This window comes from Streptomyces himastatinicus ATCC 53653, from assembly GCF_000158915.1.
GTDB classification, from domain to species: domain Bacteria; phylum Actinomycetota; class Actinomycetes; order Streptomycetales; family Streptomycetaceae; genus Streptomyces; species Streptomyces himastatinicus.
Genome location: NZ_GG657754.1, coordinates 8,897,600 through 8,918,421, shown reverse-complemented (window position 1 = coordinate 8,918,421; position 20,822 = coordinate 8,897,600). Strand labels below are relative to the sequence as shown.

Here is a 20,822-nt window from a genome sequence, read left to right as displayed (position 1 = left end):
AGGGTCCGTGGTACTCGGGTGCTTCCGGCGTGGGGTTGTGGGACGTCGGGGCCTGACGGCAAAGGGGTCACTGGGGTCCGCGCGGGCGCGGCGGGGCGGTGGTCTCACGCAGGACGAGACGGATGGGCATCCGCACCTGCCCGGGCTGCCCGGCGTCCGGCTCGTCGAGCTGCCGCAGCAGCAGCCGGGCGGCCTCGGCGCCCTGCCCGGCGACCGGCTGGGCCACGGTCGTCAGCCCGACCACATCGGCGAGTTCGTGATCGTCGAAGCCGACGACGGACACGTCGTCGGGCACCCTCAGCCGGTGCCGCCGCAGGGCGCGCAGGGCGCCCATCGCCATCTCGTCGGACTGCGCGAACACGGCGGTCGGCGGCCGGGCGGCGGCGAGCAGTTCGGTCATGGCCCGCTCGCCGCCCTCGACGGTGTAGTCGCCGTCCGCCTCCAGCGCCGGATCGTGCTCGATCCCGGCGTCGGCGAGCACCTCCAGGTACGCCTGGCGGCGCGCGATGGGCGTGGTCCAGTGCTGCGGGCCGCTCGACCCGCTGATCATGCCGATCCGGCGGTGGCCGAGGTTCACCAGATGCCGGACGGCGCTCTCCGTCCCGGCCCGGTCGTCGATGCCGACCACGGTGAACCCGGGCCGGGCGCCGCCGACCGTGGTGGCCAGCGGCACCCCGAGTGAACGCAGCGCGGCCGACTCCTCCTCGTCGGGGATGAGCAGCGACAGCACGGCGTCCACCCGCTTGCGGACCGGCATCTTGGTGAAGAAACGCTTGCGTGTCTCCGGCGAGCCCAGGTTGTACAGCAGGACGTCGTACCCGGCGGCGCTGAACACGTGCTCGGCGGCGTCCAGCACGGTGCCGAAGAACCAGCGGCCCACGTACGGCACCACCACCCCGATGGTGAAGGTGCGCCCGCTGGCCAGGCTGGACGCCGAGCGGGACGCCGTATAGCCGAGCCGTGCGGCGACTGCCGTGATCTGCGCCGCGACCTCGCCGGAGACGCCCGGCTGGCCGCGCAGCGCGCGGGACACAGTGGACGCCGAGACTCCGGCGGCGCGGGCGACATCGGTGATGCTGACGCTCACAGCGCTTTTCTCCCGTCTGTTTCACATCGGTGTGATCTGGGGGTGACGAGACCGTAAGCCCGACCTCGCTGTTGCGCAAGCGTTTGCGTTGAGTTTTACTTGGGCCGATTCTTAAGCGAGACCTTTGAGATCCATGGTCAGCGCACGCGTTTGAGCGCTGCGAGCCGACAGGAATTGTGCATGCGATACGCCCCGCCCGGCCTCTGCGTGAACGACTTCGCCCTACTCCGCGACGACGACGGCACCTACGCGGTGCTGCACCTCCAGGGCCCGTGGACGAGCGAGTTCGACCACCTGAGGATGGAGACCTCGTACGGCCGGGCCACCTCCGCCGACCTGGTCGGCTGGCGGCCCGAGGGCACCGCCTTCGGCAACGGGCTGCCCGGACGCTTCGACCAGCAGGCGGTGTGGACCATGCACCCCGTCCGGCACGGCCCCGGTGGCGGAATGGCGATGTTCTACACGGGCGTGAGCGGGCTGACGGAAGGCGGCTGGCCGCTCCAGTCCGTCGGTCTCGCGTACTCCGACCGCACCGACGGCACCGGCTGGCGCCGCCACGGCACCGGGCCGGTCGTCGAGGCGGACGCCCGCTGGTACCGCACCGGTGAACGCATGGGCTGGCGCGACCCGTTCGTCGTACGCGACGACGCGTCGGACGGCTGGGTGATGGTCGTCTGCGCCGCCGACGCCTCCCTGCCCGTCGAGGTCAGCGGCTGTGTCGCCTGGGCGACGTCGGACGATCTGGAGCACTGGACCGTCCACCCGCCGCTCATCTCACCCGGTGACGTGGACGAGTTGGAGTGCCCGGTCCTCGAACGGCTCGACGACGGAAGCTGGCTGCTGATCGGCTCGATCGGCGCGACCCGCGGGTTCGAGGCGTGGACCGCGCCCCGGCTGCGGGGGCCGTGGACCCGCCGTGGTCCGCTCGGCCCGACCGGCTCGTACGCCCCGCGCGTCATCGCCGCCCCCGACGGCTCCCGCGTCGTCCTGCACACCACCCCCCGCCGGGTCGGCCTCACCGACTCCGGCGAACGCTGCCGCGGCATGCTGGCCCAGCCCAAGTCCCTTGTCATACGGGAAGGTTCGGCACCCTGCCTGGAGTGGTGGCCCGGCCTCGACGCCTGGCTGCTGGCGGAGACGAAGGACCCGGCGCCGCACGCGGTCGGTGATGTCGATGTCTCCGGGCGCGTGGAGATCACCCTGCGCACCGGCGAGGACGGCCCCGCCCTGGTCGTCGGCTGCGACGGCAAGAACCTCTGGATCACCGGCCCCGCAGGCGTACCGCTGGGCGAGACCGTCCTGACCGAACCCGCCACCACCCTGCGGATCCTCACCGTCGGCGAGTACGTCGAGGTCTACGCCGACGGCGTCTTCATCCTGACCACCCTGTGCTACTCGGGCCACCCCGCCCCCTGGACGGCGGTGGCGGAAGGACTCACCCGCACCATCCCCGTCCGCCCCGTCCGCCTGCCGGATCCCGAGCGCGACGACGCCTCCGCGGTGTGGCCCGGACCGGTGACGCACTGATCTAAGAAAACTTTGATGCGGACAATATCTCTTGTGATCACGCCGCAGCCTTGTTACGTTCCCGCCCATGACGAACAGGCAATCGGACTCCCCGGTCGGCGTCGGTAACCGTCTGCGGCGCCGCAGGAAGGCCCTCCGGTTAACGCTCAAGGACGTGGCCGACCGGACCGGTCTCACCGAGGGGCACCTCTCGCAGGTCGAGCGCGACCAGGTCAACGCGAGCGTGCGCACCCTCCAGCGGCTGTGCGAGGTGCTCAAGCTCAGCGTCGGGGACCTCTTCGACCAGGGTGGGTCCGTGGCCAGTCCGGTCCTGCGGTTCCGCGACACCCACGGCATGTCCTTCGGCGAGGGCGCCACGAAGATCAAGCTCACCCCGGGGGGCTTCGACCATCTGGAAGTGCTCCTCGGCCACTTCGCGCCGGGGGGCTCGACCGGTGTGGAGCCCTACACCCACGGCAGCTCCGAAGAGCTGCTTCTGGTGTTGTCCGGCGAGGTGGAGGTGTGGGTCCGCGAGCAGCCCCACAGGCTCTCCGCCTTCGACTCGATCCACTACCTCAGCAGCGAGCCCCATCGGGTCGTCGAGGTCACGGGCACGGAGGAAGCCCGGGTGCTGTGGGCGATCGCGCCGCCCACGTACTGAATCTCCGTCCCACCGGAACACCGCTGGGCAGCCACCGTTGGAGACACTCATGACCGCGTATCGAAACGGCGAGATATCGCACTGGATGGCGGCCTCCCGTACCGCGGACGGGCCGGCCGCCGACCTGTCGCAGCGACAGCGCGGGGCCACGGGCCTGCCCGAGGAGGAACAGGACCTCGTCATCGTCGGCGGCGGTCTGACCGGGCTCTGGGCCGCCTACCTCGCCGCCGTGGACTCCCCCGGCGCGAAGATCACCGTCCTGGAGGCCGAAGAGGTCGGCTACGGCGCCTCCGGGCGCAACGGCGGCTGGCTCTCCCCGCTCATCCCGGGCAACCGGGCGGTGTACGCCAAGGCCGCGCGCAGGCGGGGCGAGGACGGAGCCGCCGCCGTCGCCTCCTTCCAGCGGGAGATGAACGGGGCCATCGACGACACCCTCCGCATCCTCGAGGAGGAGGGAATCCAGGCCGACCAGCACCGGGGCGGGCACCTGCGGGTGGCCACCACTCCGGCCGCGATGAAGCGCCTCGAACTCACCCACGCCGCGGACCTCGCAGCCGGCTACCGCGCGGAGGACATCGAACTCCTCGACGCCGAGGCCGTCCGGAAGCGGATCGCCATCCGCCCCGCGCTGGGCGGCATGCTCACCCGCACCACCGCGCGGGTCGACCCCGCCAAGCTCGTCCACGGCCTCGCGGCGGTGGCGGAGGCCAAGGGCGTACGCATCCTCGAAGGCACCCGCGCCACGCGCATCGCGCCCGGCGCCGTGACCACCGAGCGCGGAACCGTACGGGCCAGGACCATCCTGACCTGCCTGGAGGCGTACTCCGGACAGGTCGAAAGCGACGCCCGCGGCCTCGGCAGCCGTGACATCATCCCCGTCAACTCCTCGATGGTCGTGACCAATCAGCTCCCCGCAAGCGTCTGGGGAGCGGATCGGGTGGCAGGACCGGGAATGCCTGGGCGAAGCAGCCCCACACCCTTTGTTTAGGCCCCAGGCGCACCGCCGACGACCCGCATCGCCATCGGTGGCCGCGGCACGCCGTACGCCTTCAACTCCGGTACGCCGGGCCAAGGCGGCGTGGACGCCCGTACGGTGCGCACCCTGCGGGAACGCCTCCACCTGTTCTTCCCCGACGTGCGGTTCACCATCGAGCACGCCTGGCGGGGCGCCATCGGTGTGACCCGCGACTGGTGCGCGGGCATCACCTTCGACCCCGCCACCGGGATCGGGGTCGCGCGCGGTTTCGCCGGACACGGGGTGACCGCCACCCAGCTCGCCGCACGGACCCTGCTGGACCGGGCGGCCGGGCGGGACACCGCGCTGACCCGGCTGCCCTGGAACGACCACGACTCCGGTCGCTGGGAACCCGAACCGCTGCGCTGGATCGGCGTCCACGCCATGTACCGGCTCTTCGGCTTCGCCGACCGGTGGGAGGAGAGCCGCCACTCCCAGGACACCTCCCTCATCGCCCGTTTCGGCTCGCGACTGGCAGGACTCAGCGAATGAAGAACACACCGCACCGGACCACCACCACAGTCGACCGTGAGACCGGCGGGGCACCGGCCGAGGTGCCCGAACCCTCCTTCCGGCGCTCTTTGGTGAGCATGGCCTTCACCGAACTGTGGGAGCGCTACTCCTTCTACGGCCTCCAGGGCATCCTCTCGTTCTACCTGCTCTACGCGCTCCATGACGGCGGCCTGGCCCTGGCCCCGGCCGTCGCGACGGGCATCGTCGGCGCCTACGGCGGGGCCGTCTACCTCTCCCAGATCCTCGGCGCCTGGCTGGGCGACCGGCTGATCAGCCCGCAGAACATGGTGCTGTACGGCGCCGTCGTCATCACCGCCGGACACCTGGTGCTCGCCTTCGCGCCCGGCCTGACCGGGCTCGGCGTCGGCCTGGTGTGCATCGTCCTCGGCACCGGCGCGCTGAAGACGAACATCACCTCGATCGTCGGCTTCGTCCTGGACCAGCACCAGGACGAGCGCTACCGCGACGCCGGGTTCTCGTACTTCTACATGGCCATCAACATCGGTGCCGTGGTCGGCCCGCTCACCACCGGCCTCGCCCAGAACGAGGTCGGGTTCCACTTCGGCTTCGGCCTGGCGGCGACCGGCATGGGCGCGGCGCTCGTCCAGTACATCGCCTCGATGAAGAAGCTCCCCGAGCGCGCCCGGACCATCAACAACCCCCTCCCCGCGGGCCGCCGTCCGCTCGTCGCCCTGGCGGCCCTCGCCGCCCTCGCGGCCATCGGTGGCGCCGTCGCCTTCGGCCTGCTCCGGGCGGAGAACCTGTCCACCGTGGTGACGATCGCCGCGCTGGTGGCCGCCGCCGTCTACTTCCTCACCATGACCACGTCGTCGTCGGTCAGCCGCGACGAACGCCGCCGCATCCTCGGCTACCTTCCCCTCTTCCTCGCCTCCGGGGTGTACTTCGGCTTCCTGTTCCAGAAGTTCACGGCGATCTCGGTCCTCATCACCGAACGCATCGACCTGCACATCGGCGACTGGACCTTTCCGGTCGCCTGGGTCACGACCGTCAGCCCGCTGGCTGCCGTCCTCATCACACCGCTCATCGCCAGGATGTGGAAGACCCTGGGGGACCGCCAGCCGGGCCCGGTGGTCAAGGTCGCCATCGGGCTGATCCAGATCGGCTGCGCGTATCTGTTCCTGCTCATCATCTCCGAGGCCACCGGGAAGGCCGACATCCCCTTGGCCCTCGTCCTGTTGTTCATGATGATGGCGGGCTCCTCGGAGGTCTTCGTCGGCCCGATCGGACTGTCCCTGGCCACGCGCATCGGGCCCGAGACGTTCCGGTCCCAGATGGTCGGGCTCAACTTCCTCACACTCGCCCTGGGTTCATCCCTCGCGGGCCTGCTGGGGCAGCTCTTCACCGCGATCGACAACGCCTCGTACTTCACCGTCACCGCCGTATGCGGCATTGGCATCGGCCTCGTCCTGCTCGCCACGCGCCGTCCGGTGGGACGTCTGCTGCGGTCCGGGCTGGAGGGCTGAGCCGTGTCGGTGGTAGGTCTTGTTGGCGATGCGCCAGCTGTCGTCGACACGGATCAGCAGGAAGATGTCGGTGAACGTGTCCGCGCCGTGTACGAGCGTCATGGTCGCGGTCGCGACCGTGCCGTGGACGTCGATGGCGTCGATGCGGCGGGACCGGGTCTCTTCGTCCGGGGCCGACCGGCCGTGGAAGAGGGCGCAGTACTCGGCCAGCGGCCACGAGACGAATGCGCCGTCCCGAACCCCCTCGATGTGGGCGGTGGGCAGGAACGCGTCGCGGAAGTGGGAAGGGTCGCCGGTGGCATGTCCGCGGATATAGGCGCGGAGCGGTTCGAGTACGGCGTCCTCCACGGCGGGGGCCGTGGCGGCGACAGCGATGTCGGCCTCAGGGTCGGCAGGGGTGTCGGCCAGGCCCGCCGCGCTGCGCAGCGGGGCGTTCGACGCGGCGGCCAGCAGAGCCATGTCCTTGGCCAGCGCACCGATCGTGAATTCGGCCGTGGCCAGGGCCGTGGCCGGGGCCGTGGCCGGGGCCGTGGCCGACCGGTCGGCGAGGAAGGCGCGTTTGCGGGTCACGAGCCCGCCGAGCTGGCCGAGTTCGAGGATGTCCAGCACCTGGGCGCGGGGCAGGCCGAGGGCGTCGGCCTGCCGCAGTGAGTCGCGCAGCGCGAGGACGGCACCGGCGAGGCTGTTGTTGGCGATCAGCTTGAGTGCGGCGGCGGTGGAGGCATCGTCCACGTACCGCACGACGCCCAGCGTTTCCAGGACCGGACGGACGCGTTCGAGCGCGTGGTGGTCGGCGGGGTCGGCGGCGGCGAGGATGTGCAGGGTGCCGCCGGTGGCGGCCTGTACGGAGCCGAGCAGGGGCGCGTGGACGTAGGACGGACCGAATTTCCGGGCCAGCTCCGCCGCTTCGGCAGGGGCGATGGTGCTGGTGTTCAGCACGATCGTGTCCGCACGCAGCGAGCCACGGACGTCGTCGAGGACCTGTCGGCAGGCCGGACCGTCGAACAACGCCAGGAGCACGAGGTCGGCTTTCGCCACGGCCTCGTGCGGATCGACGGTCGTCTGGACGGCGCCTGATGTACGCCCTGAGCGTGTCCAGCCGACGACGTCCCAGTCCTGGGCGGCCAGTCGTGTCGCGATCGCGTCGCCCATGCGCCCCAAGCCGAGGACGGCGATCGTGTGCGGTGTGGTCATGCGCGCCAGCGTGCTGCACCGTGAGGGTTGCGACAAGCGCGGATTTCGCAGGGATACCCTGCGAGTTGCGCATACCGGCTGGGCATACTGGCGCCATGGATCTGACGGTGTGGCGAACCTTCGTGACCGTGTGCCGGGTCGGGTCGCTGTCGGCCGCGGCCGCCGAACTCCATCACACGCAGTCGGCCGTCTCCCGGCAGATCGCCGGACTGGAACGGCAGCTCGGGGTTCCCTTGATGGAGCGCCATGCGCGTGGTGTGCGTCCGACGCCCGCGGGCGAGGTGTTCCGGCGCCACGCCCTGGCCACGCTCAACGAGGCCGACCGCGCCGTACGCGCCGTACGAGACGTTCGTGACGGGGTGTGCGACCGTCCGCTGGCCGTCGGTGCGACACCTTCGCTGGCCGCGGGGATCGTCCCCGTGGCCATCCGGGGTCTGCTGGAGCACGCCGGATCCCTCCGGTGGAGCCTGCTGCCGGGCCTGAGCGCAGCACTGCACCACCGCCTGATCGCAGGCGATCTCGACATCGCCGTCGTCACCGACGCACCGCCAGGACTGCCTCATGACCCGCGGGTCGAACGGCGGTTCCTGGGGCTGGACGACATGGTCGTCGCGCTGCCCGTCGGCCATGCACAAGCCGGGCGCGGGCCGGTGCCCATGGAGACGCTGGCCGACCAGACCTGGGTCGAGGACAACGACGGTTCGGCGGCGCTCCTGCGCCAGCACGCCGCCCGCGCCGGGGTCAGCGCCCGCATCGACCTCACGGCGGCCGACCTGCCCGGCAAGCTGGCCCTGGTGGCGACCGGCCACGCCATCGCGCTGATACCCGGGGTGCTGTCATGCGCGCTGCGGGCCGACGTCACCACGGCAGCCCTCGTCGATCCCCCGACCCGCGGCATCTACACGATCACACCACGCCGCGACTGCCACCCCTCCGCGGCGCCCCTGCTCGACCAGCTCGCCACGGCCTTCGCCTCGGTCCGGGGGTGTTGATCGGCTTCGGGCGTCAACGTGCGGTGCTCAGGAGAAGTCCAGCACCAACCGACCGCGCAGGCCGCCGGCCTCCAGCATGCGATGGGCCTCGGCCGCCTCGTGGGCGGGCAGCACCTCCGCGACGCGCAGCGTCAACGTGCCGTCCTCGGCCTGACGGCGCAACGTGTCCAGTCCCTCGGTGTCGGTGATGCCGTCCGGCACCATCACCGGGCACACCCGGATACCGCGCTCGGCCGGACCGGACCAGCCCCGCAGCTCGGCCAGGGTCCCGCCGTCGGCGACGGCGGGCACGGTCTCGGTGGTCTGCACCGAGCCGTCCACGAGGCCGGGAACACCGTCGGGGGCCAGCGCGAGGATACGCGCGGCCACATCGGTGCCGCGGTCGACGGCATGGTCGGCGCCGAAGCCTCGTACCAGCTCGGTGTCGTACCGGGCGGCGTCCGCGATCACGGTCAGCCCGTCGGCCTTGGCCAGCTCGACCGCGTACCCGCCGACGGCACCGGCCGCACCGGTCACGGCGACGGTGCCGCCGTTCGGCACGGCCAGCGCGTCCAGGGCGAGGCGGGCCGTCATGGCGTTCATGAGCAGCGTGGACGCCGCGGGGAAGTCCGCCCCCTCGGGCGCCGGGACCACTGTAGCGGCGAGCATCACGACCTGCTCGGCGTAGGCCCCGCCGTGCGAGCTGGTGAACAGCACCATGGCGACCACTCGTTGGCCCACGGCGAGCCGCCCGTCGGCCCCGGGCCCGAGCTGGTCGATCACGCCCGCGGCGTCCATGCCGGGCACGAACGGGGGCCGACGGTCGGGCATGCGGACGGCGTGGCCGCCGGTACGCAGCATGACATCGGTGGGACTGACGGCGGCCGCGTGCACACGGATGCGCACCTCACCGGGGCCGGCCTGCGGTTCGGGCAGCTCCAGGACCTGTAGTGCTTCCGGGCCGCCGAAGTTGTGGACACCTATCGCCTTCATGACGCCTGCAACTTGCCGCGGTGGCACGGCATTCCGCGTGCGGTCACTCCACCCGTCAGGACCAGGCGATCTCGCCATGGCGGGAGACGAAGCGTCCGGTGCCGGCGCCGGGCGGCTCGGTGGCGAGAGCGACGATCGCGTCCGTGCCCTCGGTGACGGTCTGGGGGCCGCTGTGACCGTTGAGGTCGGTCGCGGTGTAGCCCGGGTCGGCGGCGTTGACGCGGACGTCCTCGAGCCCCTTGGCGTACTGCGTGGTCAACATCGTCAGCGCCGCCTTCGAGGAGGTGTACAGCGGCACGACGACCTGCGACTCGGGCCGGGCGGGGTCGTGGGTGAGGGCGAGGGAGCCCATGCCGCTGCTGACGTTGACGATCACAGGATCGTCCGAGCGGCGCAGAAGCGGCAGGAACGCGGTGGTGGTGCGGATGACGCCGATGACGTTGACGTCGAGGACACCGAGGGCGTCGGCGGCGGTGAGGTCGCCGGGATCGCCGACGGGGCCGTGCACACCGGCGTTGTTGATCAGGACGTCGATCCTGCCCTCGTGTGCGGCGACGTTCGCGGCCGCGGCGGCCACGGACGCGTCGTCGGTCACGTCGATGGGGACGTGGCGTGCGCCGAGCGCGGTGGCGGTCGCCTCGCCCTGCTCGCGGTCGCGCGTTCCGACGAGCACGGTGTGGCCGCACTCGATCAGGCGACGGGCGGTCTCGCGGCCGAGACCCTTGTTGGCTCCGGTGATGAAGGTGATCGTCATACGTTCGATGCTGCTCCCGACCGGGGAGGCGGACCAGGGACGCTTCGACGGTAGGAAGACCCGTACCACCCTCGCGCCCACCCACAGGACCGGAGATGCGGGAGGATGGAGTGCATGTCGGCGACACCCGGAACCGCGCTGGGCGGGATGATCCGCACGTGGCGGGACCGGCTGCCGCCATCGGCCGCCGGACTGCCGGTGGCCCGCGGGCGCCGGGCTGCCGGGCTGCGACGCGAGGAGCTGGCCGACCTGGCCGGGGTGTCGGTCGACTACGTCGTGCGCCTGGAACAGGGGCGGGCCACGACACCCTCGGCGTCGGTGGTGGCGTCCCTCGCGCGAGCCCTTCAGCTGTCCACCGCCGAACGGGACCACCTGTACCGGCTGGCCCAGCTCATGCCACCGGCGGACGGCACGATCTCCGACCACCTCCCGCCCGGTGTGCAACGGGTACTCGCCCGCCTCGGGGACGTGGCGGTCGCCGTGTTCGCGGCGGACTGGCACCTGGTGTGGTGGAACCGTGGGTGGGCCGCCCTGCTGGGCGACCCCGCCGCCTCGCCGCCGCGGCTGCGCAACTTCGCGCGGGACAGGTTCCCGGTGGACGCCGGCCCCGCCCGCCTCGCGCTGTGGCCGGTGACCGAGGCGGACCGCGCCGCCACCGACGCCGCCGTCGTCTCCGACCTGCGCCGCGCCACCGGCCGCTTCCCCCGGGACGACCGCTTGGCCGCCCTGATCCGCGACCTGAACGCGGGCAACCGGAGGTTCGCCGAGCTGTGGGCGATCGGAGAGGTGGCCGCGCACCGCGAGGACCACAAGACCATCGACCATCCGTCGGTGGGTCCGGTCACGGTGGACTGCGACGTCCTGACCGACGGCGATTCCGAACTCAAGATCGTCATCATGACCGCCGTGCCCGGCAGTGAGGACGAGACCAAGTTCCGGCTCACGGCCATCGCCGACCCACCGGCCACGGCGCACACCTGACCCCGACGGCGTCGCTTCAGCACACGTCGATGCCGATGAGACAGGTGTCGTCGTCGGTGTCGGAGCGCGCGTGCGTCAGCAGGACGTCGAGGTGCTCGCCGAGTTCCGGGGTGGCGGCGCCGACGGTGGCCAGGAGCTGTTCGAGCGCCTTCTCCACGGACCGGTCGCGGCGTTCGATCAGCCCGTCGGTGTACATCAGCAACCGGTCGCCGGGCACCAGGCCGAGCCGCCTCTCCTCGTACTCCGCCTCGGCGACCGCGCCCAGCAGGATGCCGCCGGGCAGCGGCAGGGCGGCGGCGGTGCCCTCGTGGATCAGGACCGGTGGCGGGTGGCCGGCCCGCGCCCAGTCCAGCACGCGGGTCTGCGGATCGTAGACGCCGCAGACCACCGTGGCCGTGACCTGTTCGGTGAGATGGTGGGTCACCGTGTTCAGCCAGCCCAGCAGCTGGGCGGGGCCCGCCCCGGTCGTGGCGAGACCGCGCAGCGCGTTGCGCAGGACCACCATGCCCGTCGCCGCCTCGATGCCGTGTCCGGCCACATCGCCGACCGCCAGCAGCACCTTCTTGTGGGGCAGGACGACGGCGTCGTACCAGTCACCGCCCACCAGGTGTCCTTCCTCGGCCGGGCGGTAGCGCACCGCCACGTGCAGTCCCGCGATGGCGACCGGGGCGTGGGACGAGGGCATGATGGCCCGCTGCAACTGGAGGGCCAGCCGGTTGCGTTCCGCGGCGTGCTGCTCGGTGTCGGCGAGCCGGTCCCGCGTGGCCGAGAGCGCCACCTCCGTCCAGTGCTGGCTGGAGAAGTCCTGGTAGGCCCCGCGCACCGCGAGCAGATGCCCGGCCGGATCGGTCACCGGCTCGGCGACGACGCGGATATGCCGTACGGCTCCGTCGGCCCGCTGGAGCCGGAACACGGTCGAGGCGGAGTGCCGGTGGTGCAGCAGGGTGCGCAGGAAACGGCCGATGGCCACGGAGTCGTCGGGATGCGCATGGCTGTACAGCCGCTCCACCGGCACGGGGGACGCGCTGGGCGGGAGGCCGAAGAGCGAGAACAGATCTCTGTTCCACAGGATCTCGCCGCTGACCGCGTCCTCCTGGAAGCCGCCGATCCGGCCGAGCCGCTGGACGTGTTCGAGCAGGGCGGACAGCCGTGCCGCCTCGTCCTCCAGCCGCCAGCTCAGCAGCACCGCGTCCCCGTAGCGCCCGATGCCCACCGTGAGGAGCCCGGTCAGGGACACATCGTCGACCAGGACGCGCAGGGCGAGCCGCTCCGCGCGGAACGGCTCGCCCGTCGCGTGGACCCGCAACACGTGGTCGTCCAGACCGCCGTCGCAGGCCATGAGGGGGTACGCCGCCAGCAGCCGCATACCCGTGATCATGGCGCGCGGGCGGCCCGCCGGATCGGCGAAGCGCTCGTTGGCGTAGGCGATGGAGAAGTCGGCCACATGGCCGTTGTCATCGAGCACCGGGCGCAGGATCAGCGCCGGGTCGAGCAGGCCGTCGGCGAGGTCCATCGCGGGACCGCCCGGGAGCGCCGGGTCCGCGGTGGTACCGGCCGCCGTCTCCTCCGTACCGGGCAGGGCGTGGGCGCACAGCTCGGCCAGTGCGTCCAGCTGGCGGCTGACCGGGGCGGACAGCGGGGGCCGCGGATGGGCCCAGCACACCTCGAGCACACCGAGGGTCCGGCCGCCCAGCTCGGCCGGGAGTACGGCACGGGCGCCGTCGGTGCCGTGGCGCCTTCCGATGGCCGCCGCGTCGGCGGGCAGCGCCGCGAACCAGTGCGCCCGCCGTTCGGTCACGGCGCGCTGGGCGAGCACCCGCAGGCCCGGCGGGACGAACCGCCACCGCTCGGCCTCGCCGCGCGGAAAGCCCGCGTGTCCGGCGAGGGCCAGCGCATCGCCGGACACCACGGACCACAGCGCCACCGCGCTCACCCCGAGGGGAGCGAGCACCTGCTCGACCAGCGTGTCCACCACCGACTGGGGGTCGTCGGTGAGCGAACCGGCCTCGGCCGCCCGCACCCGCAGGACGTCCGGAGGGCTGTGGTGTCCGCCGCCGGGCCCCCGCGGCGCACCGGACAGGGCCAGGGCGACCGTGTCCCCGGCCGCCCCGTCGACCACGTCGGCGGCCAGCTCCACCAGCGGCAGCCCGGCGGCCTCGGCCAGCTCCTCCAGGTGGCGGGCGGCCCGCGTCGGGCCGCCATGGCCGCGTTCGACCAGGATGCCGGTGGCGATGCCGATCAGGGTGCGCGCGTCCGCGGCCTCCTGTGCCGCGGTGAGCTCGCCGCGCAGCCGCTCGACCGTGGCCGCCAGCGCGTTCAGACGCCGTTCGCGCCCGCTCACCGGTTCAGCCAGCGGCGCACGCAGGCCACGAGCTCATCGGCGTCCAGCGGCTTGGTGATGTAGTCGTTGGCCCCGGCGGCCAGCGTCTGTTCCCGGTCGCCCGCCATGGCCTTGGCGGTCACCGCGATGATCGGCAGATCGGCGTACTCGGGCATGGCCCTGATCGCCGCGGTGGCGGTGTAGTCGTCCATCTCGGGCATCATGATGTCCATCAGCAGCAGCTCGACCATGTCGTGGCGGGACAGCATCTCCAGCCCCTTGCGCCCGTTCTCGGCGTGCAGGACGTGCATGCCGGTACAGCTCCAGGATGCCCGGTGAGCGCATAGACATTACGGGTGTCGTCGTCCACGATCAGCACCCCCCCCGCCCGGCCAGGTCGCCGTCCGCGCCCGCGTTCACGGGCACCGCCACGGGGACGTCCGCCACGGAGCCGACGGACGGCACCAGGGGCAGGACGTCGGCCGGCCGGTCGGCCGACAGATGCAGGACGACGCGCTCACGCAGCTCGTCGAGGCTCGACAGCAGCTCCCACCCCTCGCCCTGGAAACGGTCCGTCAGCCGACGGTTCCACGGGGAGTCCAGCCGCCGGGTGTGGTGGGCCAGGATCGGCACCTGCCGGGCGGCCGGGACGCGGTCCAGCTCGTCGAGGAAGCGCAGGGCGGCCTCGTCGGGCATGTCGAGGCCGAGGACGACGCAGTGGTACGGCTCGCCGGTGAGCGCCGCGGCGGCCTCCCACGGATCGGCCACCGTCCGCACCCGCACCCCGCCGGTGGCCTTGCCGCCCGCAGCGAGCTCGGCCACGGCACTCTCGACCAGGAGCGACAGCAGCCCGTGCGGCCGCTCCTCGACCACGAGCAGCCGACGCTGCTCCACGGCACCGGCGGTCAGTGCCGGGGAGGTCTCGGGCCCTTCCTGGCCGGGGAGGGAGAACCTGCCGACGGGCAGATAGAAGGTGAACGTGCTGCCCTCGCCCAGGGTGCTGGCGGCGTGCACCGCCCCGCCCAGCAGATGGGCGATCTCCCGGCTGATGGACAGGCCAAGCCCTGTGCCGCCGTACTTGCGGCTCGTGGTGCCGTCCGCTTGCTGGAACGCGGCGAAGATGGCTTCGAGCTGCTGCTCGGCGATGCCTATTCCGGTGTCCACCACCCGGAACGCGAGGGCGGGCCCCTGTCCGCGGACCTCCCGGGGCAGATCGGATTCCGCGGCGGGCGCGATGCGCAGCTCCACGGCGCCGGATTCGGTGAACTTGACCGCGTTGGAGAGCAGATTACGCAGCACCTGGCGCAACCGGGAGTCGTCCGTGACCAGTTCGGCGGGGACGGCGGGCGAGACGCTGATGCGGAAGTCGAGGCCCTTTTGCGCCGTCATCGGCCGGAAGGTGGCTTCCACGTAGTCGAGCAGCCGCTGAAGCGGCACCCGCTCGGGCTCGACGTCCATCTTCCCGGCCTCGACCTTGGACAGATCCAGGATGTCGTCGATCAGCTGGAGCAGATCGGATCCCGCCGAGTGGATGACGCCCGCGTACTCCACCTGCTTGGGGGTGAGGTTCCGGGCCGGGTTCTGCGCCAGGAGCTGGGCGAGGATCAGCAGGCTGTTGAGCGGAGTGCGCAGCTCATGGCTCATATTGGCCAGGAACTCCGACTTGTACTTGGAGGCCAGCGTGAGCTGCCGGGCCCGTTCCTCCAGCTCCTGGCGCGCCTGCTCGATCTCCCGGGTCTTGGTCTCGATGTCGCGGTTCTGCGCGGCCAGCAGGGCGGCCTTGTCCTCCAGTTCGGCGTTGGAGTTCTGGAGTTCGTCCTGACGCACCTGCAACTCCTGGGAGCGCGCCCGGAGTTCGGCGGTCAGCCGCTGGGACTCCTCCAGCAGCTCATCGGTCCTGGCGTTGGCCACGATGGTGTTGACGTTGACCCCGATGGTCTCCATGAGCTGATCGAGGAAGTCCCGGTGGACCTGGGTGAACCGGCTGACCGAGGCCACCTCGATGACGCCGAGGATCTGCTCCTCGACCACGATGGGCAGGACGAGGAGGCTGGACGCCTCGGCCGCGCCGAGTCCCGAGGAGACGGTGACGTAGCCGGGCGGAAGCTGCTCGATGGCGATGGTGCGGCGGCTGCGGGCCGCCTGCCCGACGAGCGATTCGCCGAGCCGGAACCGCACCGGCCGGTCCTCGGCGTCCGCGACGGGCAGTCCGTAGGAGCCGAGCAGCCGCAGTTCCACCCCGTCCGGGGCGTCGTGGGCGAGGTAGAAGCCACCGTACTGGGCGCCGACCAGCGGGGTCAGCCGGTCCATGACCAGGTCGGCGACCACCCTCAGATCGCGCTGGCCCTGCATCAGCCCGGAGATGAGGGCGAGGTTGGTCTTGAGCCAGTCCTGCTCCTGGTTGGTCCGGGTGGTCTCGCGCAGGGACTCCACCATGGCGTTGATGTTGTCCTTGAGCTCGGCGACCTCGCCGGAGGCGTCCACCGTGATGGAGCGCGTCAGATCGCCCTCGGCCACCGCGCTGGTGACCTCGGCGATGGCCCGGACCTGACGGGTCAGGTTCCCGGCCAGCTCGTTGACGTTCTCGGTCAGCCGCTTCCAGGTGCCCGAGACGCCCTCGACCTCGGCCTGACCGCCCAGCCGCCCTTCGCTGCCCACCTCGCGGGCCACGCGTGTGACTTCGGCGGCGAACGAGGACAGCTGGTCCACCATCGTGTTGATGGTGGTCTTCAGCTCCAGGATCTCGCCCCGCGCGTCCACGTCGATCTTGCGCGTGAGATCGCCCTGGGCCACCGCGGTGGTGACCTGGGCGATGTTACGGACCTGATTGGTCAGGTTGTTCGCCATGGAGTTGACGTTGTCGGTCAAGTCCTTCCAGGTGCCCGCCACATGGGGCACCTGCGCCTGACCACCGAGGATCCCCTCGGTGCCGACCTCACGGGCCACGCGCGTCACCTCGTCGGCGAACGCCGAAAGGGTGGTCACCATGGTGTTGATGACACCGGCGAGCGCGGCCACCTCGCCCTTGGCCTCGACGATGATCTTCTGTGACAGATCGCCGCGGGCCACCGCCGTCGCCACCTGGGCGATGGACCGCACCTGGCTGGTGAGGTTGGAGGCCATGACGTTGACGTTGTCGGTGAGGTCCTTCCACGTACCCGAGACGCCGCGAACGGTGGCCTGGCCGCCGAGATTGCCCTCGGTGCCGACCTCGCGGGCCACCCGGGTCACCTCGTCGGCGAAGGCCGACAGCTGATCGACCATCGTGTTGATGGTGGTCTTCAGCTCCAGGATCTCGCCCCGCGCGTCCACCCGGATCTTCTGCGACAGATCGCCCCGCGCCACGGCGGTGGTGACCTCGGCGATGGACCGCACCTGGGCGGTGAGGTTGTCGCCCATCACATTGACCGACTCGGTGAGGTCCTTCCAGGTGCCCGAGACACCCTGCACATCGGCCTGACCGCCGAGGCGGCCCTCGGTCCCGACGTCGCGGGCCACGCGCGTGACCTCGGCGGCGAACGACGAGAGCTGATCCACCATCGTGTTGATCGTGGTCTTCAGCTCCAGGATCTCGCCCCGCGCATCGACCTCGATCTTGCGCGTGAGATCGCCCTGAGCCACCGCAGTGGCCACGCGCGCGATCGACCGCACCTGGGCGGTGAGGTTGCCGGCCATGGAGTTGACCGAGTCGGTCAGGTCGCGCCAGGTGCCGCCGACGCCCGGCACCTGGGCCTGGCCGCCCTTTTTTTCTTCGGTGCCGACCTCGCGGGCCACCCGCGTCACCTCGGCCGCGAACGAGGACAGCTCGTCCACCATCGTGTTGATGGTGTTCTTCAACTCGTGGATCTCGCCCCGGGCCACGACCGTGATCTTCTGCGAGAGATCACCCTTGGCCACCGCCGTGGCGACCTGGGCGATGTCGCGCACCTGCGTGGTCAGGTTGCCGGCCATGGCGTTGACCGAGTCGGTGAGGTCCTTCCAGGTGCCGTCCACCCCGGGCACCGCGGCCTGTCCGCCGAGACGGCCCTCGGTGCCCACTTCCCGGGCCACCCGGGTCACCTCGGAGGTGAACAGCGACAGTTGGTCGACCATGCCGTTGAAGACCGTGGCGATCTCCCCCAGGAGGCCGTCCCGGTCGGTCGGCAGATGGGTGCCGAAGTCGCCGTCCCTGACCGCCGTGAGGCCGGCCAGTAACTGCCGTAACTCCGGCTCCGCGACCGTGCCGACACCACGCCCCTTGGCCGTGCGCGCCGCCGGGCGCTGCCCCGCGCCGGAACTCGCCACCATGGTTCTCCGCCCCTCGAGTAGCGGTCCCGCCCACCGAGCGCCCCTGGTCGAGGAGTCGGCGGGCCTTCGGCCCGGGAGTGATCAGACGCTCCGGGGCGTCATACTGCCACATTTGCCGTCCGGCAACTATTGAGGGACGAGCCGCCCACCCAAAGGCTGACGACGACAATTGTCGTACGACAATTATTGTCCTCGTGGTGCATAGAATGCGCTCGTGGTGATCACGGGCATCGCCGCGGCCTCTGTCGCGGTGCCCGCGCACCGGTCATCGCATGTCGGCGTGGCGGACCGCGCCGTCCCGCGGCCGCCGCTGCCCCGGCGCATTCGAGAAGCAGGACGATGTGGACAAGATTTCTACGGTCGAGCAGGCGCTGCACACAGCCGCACCGCACGCCCTGCTCGATGTCGTCACGGCCGCCCTGGCGGAGCAGTACGGCGCCGAACAGGTCGAGCTTCGCATGGTGGACTACGGCATGCGGTCGCTCCAGTCCGTGAACCCGGAGACCCGCGGCGGCGGCCCGGAGACCCGCGACATGGAGCCGGTGCCCATCCAGGGCAGCCCCCAGGGCCGCGCCTTCGGGTCACAGGAACCCTGCGTCACCCGGCACGCCCGGCAGGACGCGGTGACCGTACACCTTCCGATGACCATCCGCGGCGACCGACTGGGGGTGCTGTCCGTACGGCTGCCGGGCGAGCACGACGCCCGGACCCGGATACCCCACCTCCAAGCGGTCTGCGCGGCCCTCGGCCGGGAGATCCTCGTCGCCCAGCGGGACACGGACCTCTACCTCCTGGCCCGGCGCGCCACCCGGCTGACCCTGGCCGCCGAGATGCAGTGGCAGTTACTGCCCGGCCACTCCTGTTCCCGTCCGGAGTTCTCGCTCGGGGCGCATCTGGAACCGGCATACGCGATCTTCGGCGACAACTTCGACTGGTCGGCCTCCGCCGACCATCTGACGCTCACCATCACCAACGGCATGGGCGAGGGCATCGAGGCGTCGCTGCTCACCAACCTCGCCGTCAACGCCCTGCGCAACGCGCGGCGCGCGGGCCTCGGCCTGTGCGATCAGGCCAGCCTGGCCGACCAGGCCGTCTACGCCCACTACCGGGGAGCATCCTCCGTATCGGCGCTGCTGCTCCAATTCGACCTCGCGACCGGGGACGTGGCGGTCGTGGACGCGGGATCGCCGCGGATGTGGCGCCAGCGGGAGGGCGCGGTGGAAGCCGTGCGGTTCGACGCCCAGCTGCCGCTCGGGATGTTCGAGGACACCGTCTATGTCGCCGAGCACTTCACCGCCCGCCCCGGCGACCGTCTCCTGTTCGGGAGCGACGGAGTGTACGAAGCGCTGTCCCCGTCCGGCGAGAGCTACGGGGAGCGGGCGCTGACCCGCGCCCTGGGCAACACCCGGCTGCTGCCGCCGACCCAGGTGCCCCAGGCGGTCCTGCATCAGCTGGCCGGCTTCCGCCCCGAGAGCCCGCTCGACGACGACGCCCTGGTGGTCTGCCTCGACTGGTACGGGCGGAAGGAGCGGAGGGGACCCGCTCAGGGGCAGCAGCCGAAGACAGACGGGGGCGGACTGTGGCGCATCAGATGAGCAGGCACTCGTGCCCACGCCGGGTGCGCCGGGCGGCAGGCTCAGGCGAAGCGGACCGCTCCGTCCGCGGCCTCCCGCTCGTGGCCCGACGCCGTCTTCTCCACGGCCTCCTGAAACCCCGTCAGCCCTTCCAGCAGCGCCTTGCGGGCGGTCGGGGTCATCGCGGCGATGGCGGCCAGCAGGGCTTCCTCCCGGCGGGCCCGCAATTCGAGCAGGTACGCCTTGCCGTGACTGGTCAGCCGCAATTCGAGCTCCCGGCGGCTGACCGGGCTGGGCGCGCGCTCCACGAATCCGAGGGCCTGCAACCGGTCACACAAACGGCTCACGGACGAGGGCGCCGAACCCAGCAGCTCCCCCAGCGTGCGGAGGTTGATGCCCTCCTCACGGTCCAGGCTGTACAGCACCCGTAGCTGTGACGCCGACACCGGGGACGAGGAGACGGCGTCCCGCCCCCGCTCCCACAGCACCTCGAGCAACTCGATCACCTCGGACGCCATCTGAGCAGCCTCGCGGGACCGGCGGTGAGAGGGTGCCGGATTCACGCCCATAACAGTGCACTCCGAATCAGCGTCTTCGGCGCCTTGGTGCCGACCCTGCGCCTTGCTCCCGCCGCAACCTTATCCCCGGTCCGCTGCCCGCCCCCCTCGGACCGCCATACGGCCGCCCCGGACACCCCTTGGGTAGGGTGGTGCGGGCCTCCGCCCACTCCCCCGGCGGTTCGCCCGAGGCCGACCGGTCCGGGTCCGGGCCCTGCCCTTCCGCGATCGGGGTGACGCCGTGGTGAGCACCGAAGCCGTCGCCGACCCCTTCGTGCACCCGGCCCTCTTCTACCGGGACGACGAGGACTATCTGGCCGGCACCCTGCCCTTCGTGCTCGACGGGCTGCGCGCCGCCGAGCCGGTCGCGGTGGCCGTGCCCGGTGCCAACCTCCGGCTCCTGCGGACGGCGCTGGGGCGGGACGGTGAGCGCGTACGGTTCCTCGACATGGCCGAGGCCGGGCGCAACCCCGGGCGGATCATCCCCACGGTCCTGCGGGACTTCGCCGACCGGCATCCCGGCGGCCGGGTACGGATCATCGGCGAACCCGTCTGGGCCGGTCGCACCGCGGCCGAGTACGGGCCATGTGTCCAGCACGAGGCGCTGATCAACCTGGCCTTCACCGGCCGCGCGGTCACCATCCTGTGTCCGTACGACACCGGCGGGCTGGACACCGACGCGCTCGCCGACGCGTGGCTGACCCATCCCGTGGTCATCGAGGACGGCCGGTAGCGCCCGAGCCACGGCTATGCCCCCGAGCGCGCCATCGCGGCGTACAATGCGCCGCTTCCCCCGCCCGCCGGAGCTGCCGCCTTCTCCTTCGACGCGGACCTTCTGCCCCTCGCCCGCGAGTTCGCGGTCGCCGCCGGTGGGCGGCTCGGCCTCACCGGGCAGCGGCTGGGCGATCTGGCCCTGGCGGTCGCC

15 protein-coding genes and 2 pseudogenes are annotated in these 20,822 nt (G+C 71.6%); 9 read left to right on the top strand and 8 right to left on the bottom strand.

Translation table 11 applies throughout. The features are described 5' to 3' along the window. Positions 1-67: 67 nt before the first annotated feature. On the bottom strand, positions 68-1,087 hold the full coding sequence (locus SSOG_RS38060; protein WP_009719633.1) for a LacI family DNA-binding transcriptional regulator: 1,020 nt from the start codon (positions 1,085-1,087) through the stop codon (positions 68-70). Between the two features lie 180 nt (positions 1,088-1,267). On the opposite strand from SSOG_RS38060, the gene SSOG_RS38055 reads away from it, so the two are divergent. From SSOG_RS38055 to SSOG_RS47795, 5 genes and pseudogenes are all read left to right on the top strand, one after another. Continuing rightward, complete coding sequence (locus tag SSOG_RS38055; protein WP_009719632.1) at positions 1,268-2,614, top strand: glycoside hydrolase family protein; 1,347 nt, start codon at positions 1,268-1,270, stop codon at positions 2,612-2,614. 67 nt (positions 2,615-2,681) lie between these two features. Next, entirely contained in the window at positions 2,682-3,254 is a 573-nt protein-coding gene (locus SSOG_RS38050; protein WP_009719631.1) for an XRE family transcriptional regulator, read from the top strand. A gap of 49 nt (positions 3,255-3,303) precedes the next feature. Further along, entirely contained in the window at positions 3,304-4,242 is a 939-nt protein-coding gene (locus SSOG_RS49650; protein WP_009719630.1) for an NAD(P)/FAD-dependent oxidoreductase, read from the top strand. Between the two features lie 90 nt (positions 4,243-4,332). Continuing rightward, positions 4,333-4,761: an FAD-binding oxidoreductase/lyase gene (locus tag SSOG_RS49645; protein WP_154686027.1), complete on the top strand. Its 429-nt coding sequence runs from the start codon at positions 4,333-4,335 to the stop codon at positions 4,759-4,761. After that, positions 4,758-6,182: pseudogene (locus tag SSOG_RS47795) on the top strand (peptide MFS transporter); the annotation flags it as partial. The gene SSOG_RS49645 and the pseudogene SSOG_RS47795, both read left to right, overlap by 4 nt. Here the strand turns inward: SSOG_RS47795 and SSOG_RS47790 are convergent. Continuing rightward, a complete protein-coding gene (locus tag SSOG_RS47790) occupies positions 6,111-7,460 on the bottom strand; it encodes a nuclear transport factor 2 family protein (RefSeq protein WP_078510501.1) in 1,350 nt (449 codons plus the stop codon). The pseudogene SSOG_RS47795 and the gene SSOG_RS47790 sit on opposite strands and share 72 nt — an antisense overlap. Before the next feature lie 95 nt (positions 7,461-7,555). On the opposite strand from SSOG_RS47790, the gene SSOG_RS38030 reads away from it, so the two are divergent. Further along, entirely contained in the window at positions 7,556-8,452 is an 897-nt protein-coding gene (locus SSOG_RS38030) for a LysR family transcriptional regulator (protein WP_039939669.1), read from the top strand. A gap of 27 nt (positions 8,453-8,479) precedes the next feature. Here SSOG_RS38030 and SSOG_RS38025 read toward each other — a convergent pair whose 3' ends face one another. Both SSOG_RS38025 and SSOG_RS38020 read right to left on the bottom strand, forming a co-directional pair. Beyond that, positions 8,480-9,424, bottom strand: a complete 945-nt coding sequence (locus tag SSOG_RS38025) for an NADP-dependent oxidoreductase (protein WP_039939668.1) — start codon at positions 9,422-9,424, stop codon at positions 8,480-8,482. Positions 9,425-9,479: 55 nt separating this feature from the next. Next, the gene (locus SSOG_RS38020) at positions 9,480-10,178 is read right to left on the bottom strand and encodes an SDR family NAD(P)-dependent oxidoreductase (RefSeq protein WP_009719625.1); all 699 of its coding nucleotides are present in this window, start codon (positions 10,176-10,178) and stop codon (positions 9,480-9,482) included. Positions 10,179-10,292: 114 nt separating this feature from the next. On the opposite strand from SSOG_RS38020, the gene SSOG_RS38015 reads away from it, so the two are divergent. After that, a complete protein-coding gene (locus tag SSOG_RS38015) occupies positions 10,293-11,159 on the top strand; it encodes a helix-turn-helix transcriptional regulator (RefSeq protein ID WP_009719624.1) in 867 nt (288 codons plus the stop codon). Positions 11,160-11,175: 16 nt separating this feature from the next. Here SSOG_RS38015 and SSOG_RS38010 read toward each other — a convergent pair whose 3' ends face one another. From SSOG_RS38010 to SSOG_RS38005, 3 genes are all read right to left on the bottom strand, one after another. Continuing rightward, entirely contained in the window at positions 11,176-13,500 is a 2,325-nt protein-coding gene (locus SSOG_RS38010; protein ID WP_009719623.1) for a SpoIIE family protein phosphatase, read from the bottom strand. Continuing rightward, a complete protein-coding gene (locus tag SSOG_RS58670; protein WP_009719622.1) occupies positions 13,497-13,790 on the bottom strand; it encodes a response regulator in 294 nt (97 codons plus the stop codon). Before SSOG_RS58670 ends, SSOG_RS38010 begins: the two co-directional genes overlap by 4 nt. 61 nt (positions 13,791-13,851) lie before the next feature. Continuing rightward, positions 13,852-17,766 (bottom strand): HAMP domain-containing protein, encoded by a 3,915-nt coding sequence (locus SSOG_RS38005; protein ID WP_009719621.1) that lies wholly within the window; start codon positions 17,764-17,766, stop codon positions 13,852-13,854. Positions 17,767-18,107: 341 nt separating this feature from the next. Between SSOG_RS38005 and SSOG_RS38000 the strand changes: the two genes are divergently transcribed. Continuing rightward, positions 18,108-19,361 carry a PP2C family protein-serine/threonine phosphatase gene (locus SSOG_RS38000; RefSeq protein ID WP_050800397.1) on the top strand — a complete coding sequence of 418 codons (1,254 nt, stop codon included), beginning with the start codon at positions 18,108-18,110 and terminating at the stop codon, positions 19,359-19,361. A gap of 41 nt (positions 19,362-19,402) precedes the next feature. Here SSOG_RS38000 and SSOG_RS37995 read toward each other — a convergent pair whose 3' ends face one another. Further along, positions 19,403-19,909, bottom strand: coding sequence for a MarR family winged helix-turn-helix transcriptional regulator (locus tag SSOG_RS37995; protein WP_009719619.1), 507 nt, complete (start codon positions 19,907-19,909; stop codon positions 19,403-19,405). 232 nt (positions 19,910-20,141) lie between these two features. On the opposite strand from SSOG_RS37995, the pseudogene SSOG_RS37990 reads away from it, so the two are divergent. Further along, positions 20,142-20,822 (top strand): annotated as a pseudogene (locus SSOG_RS37990) (anti-sigma factor RsbA family regulatory protein); the annotation flags it as partial.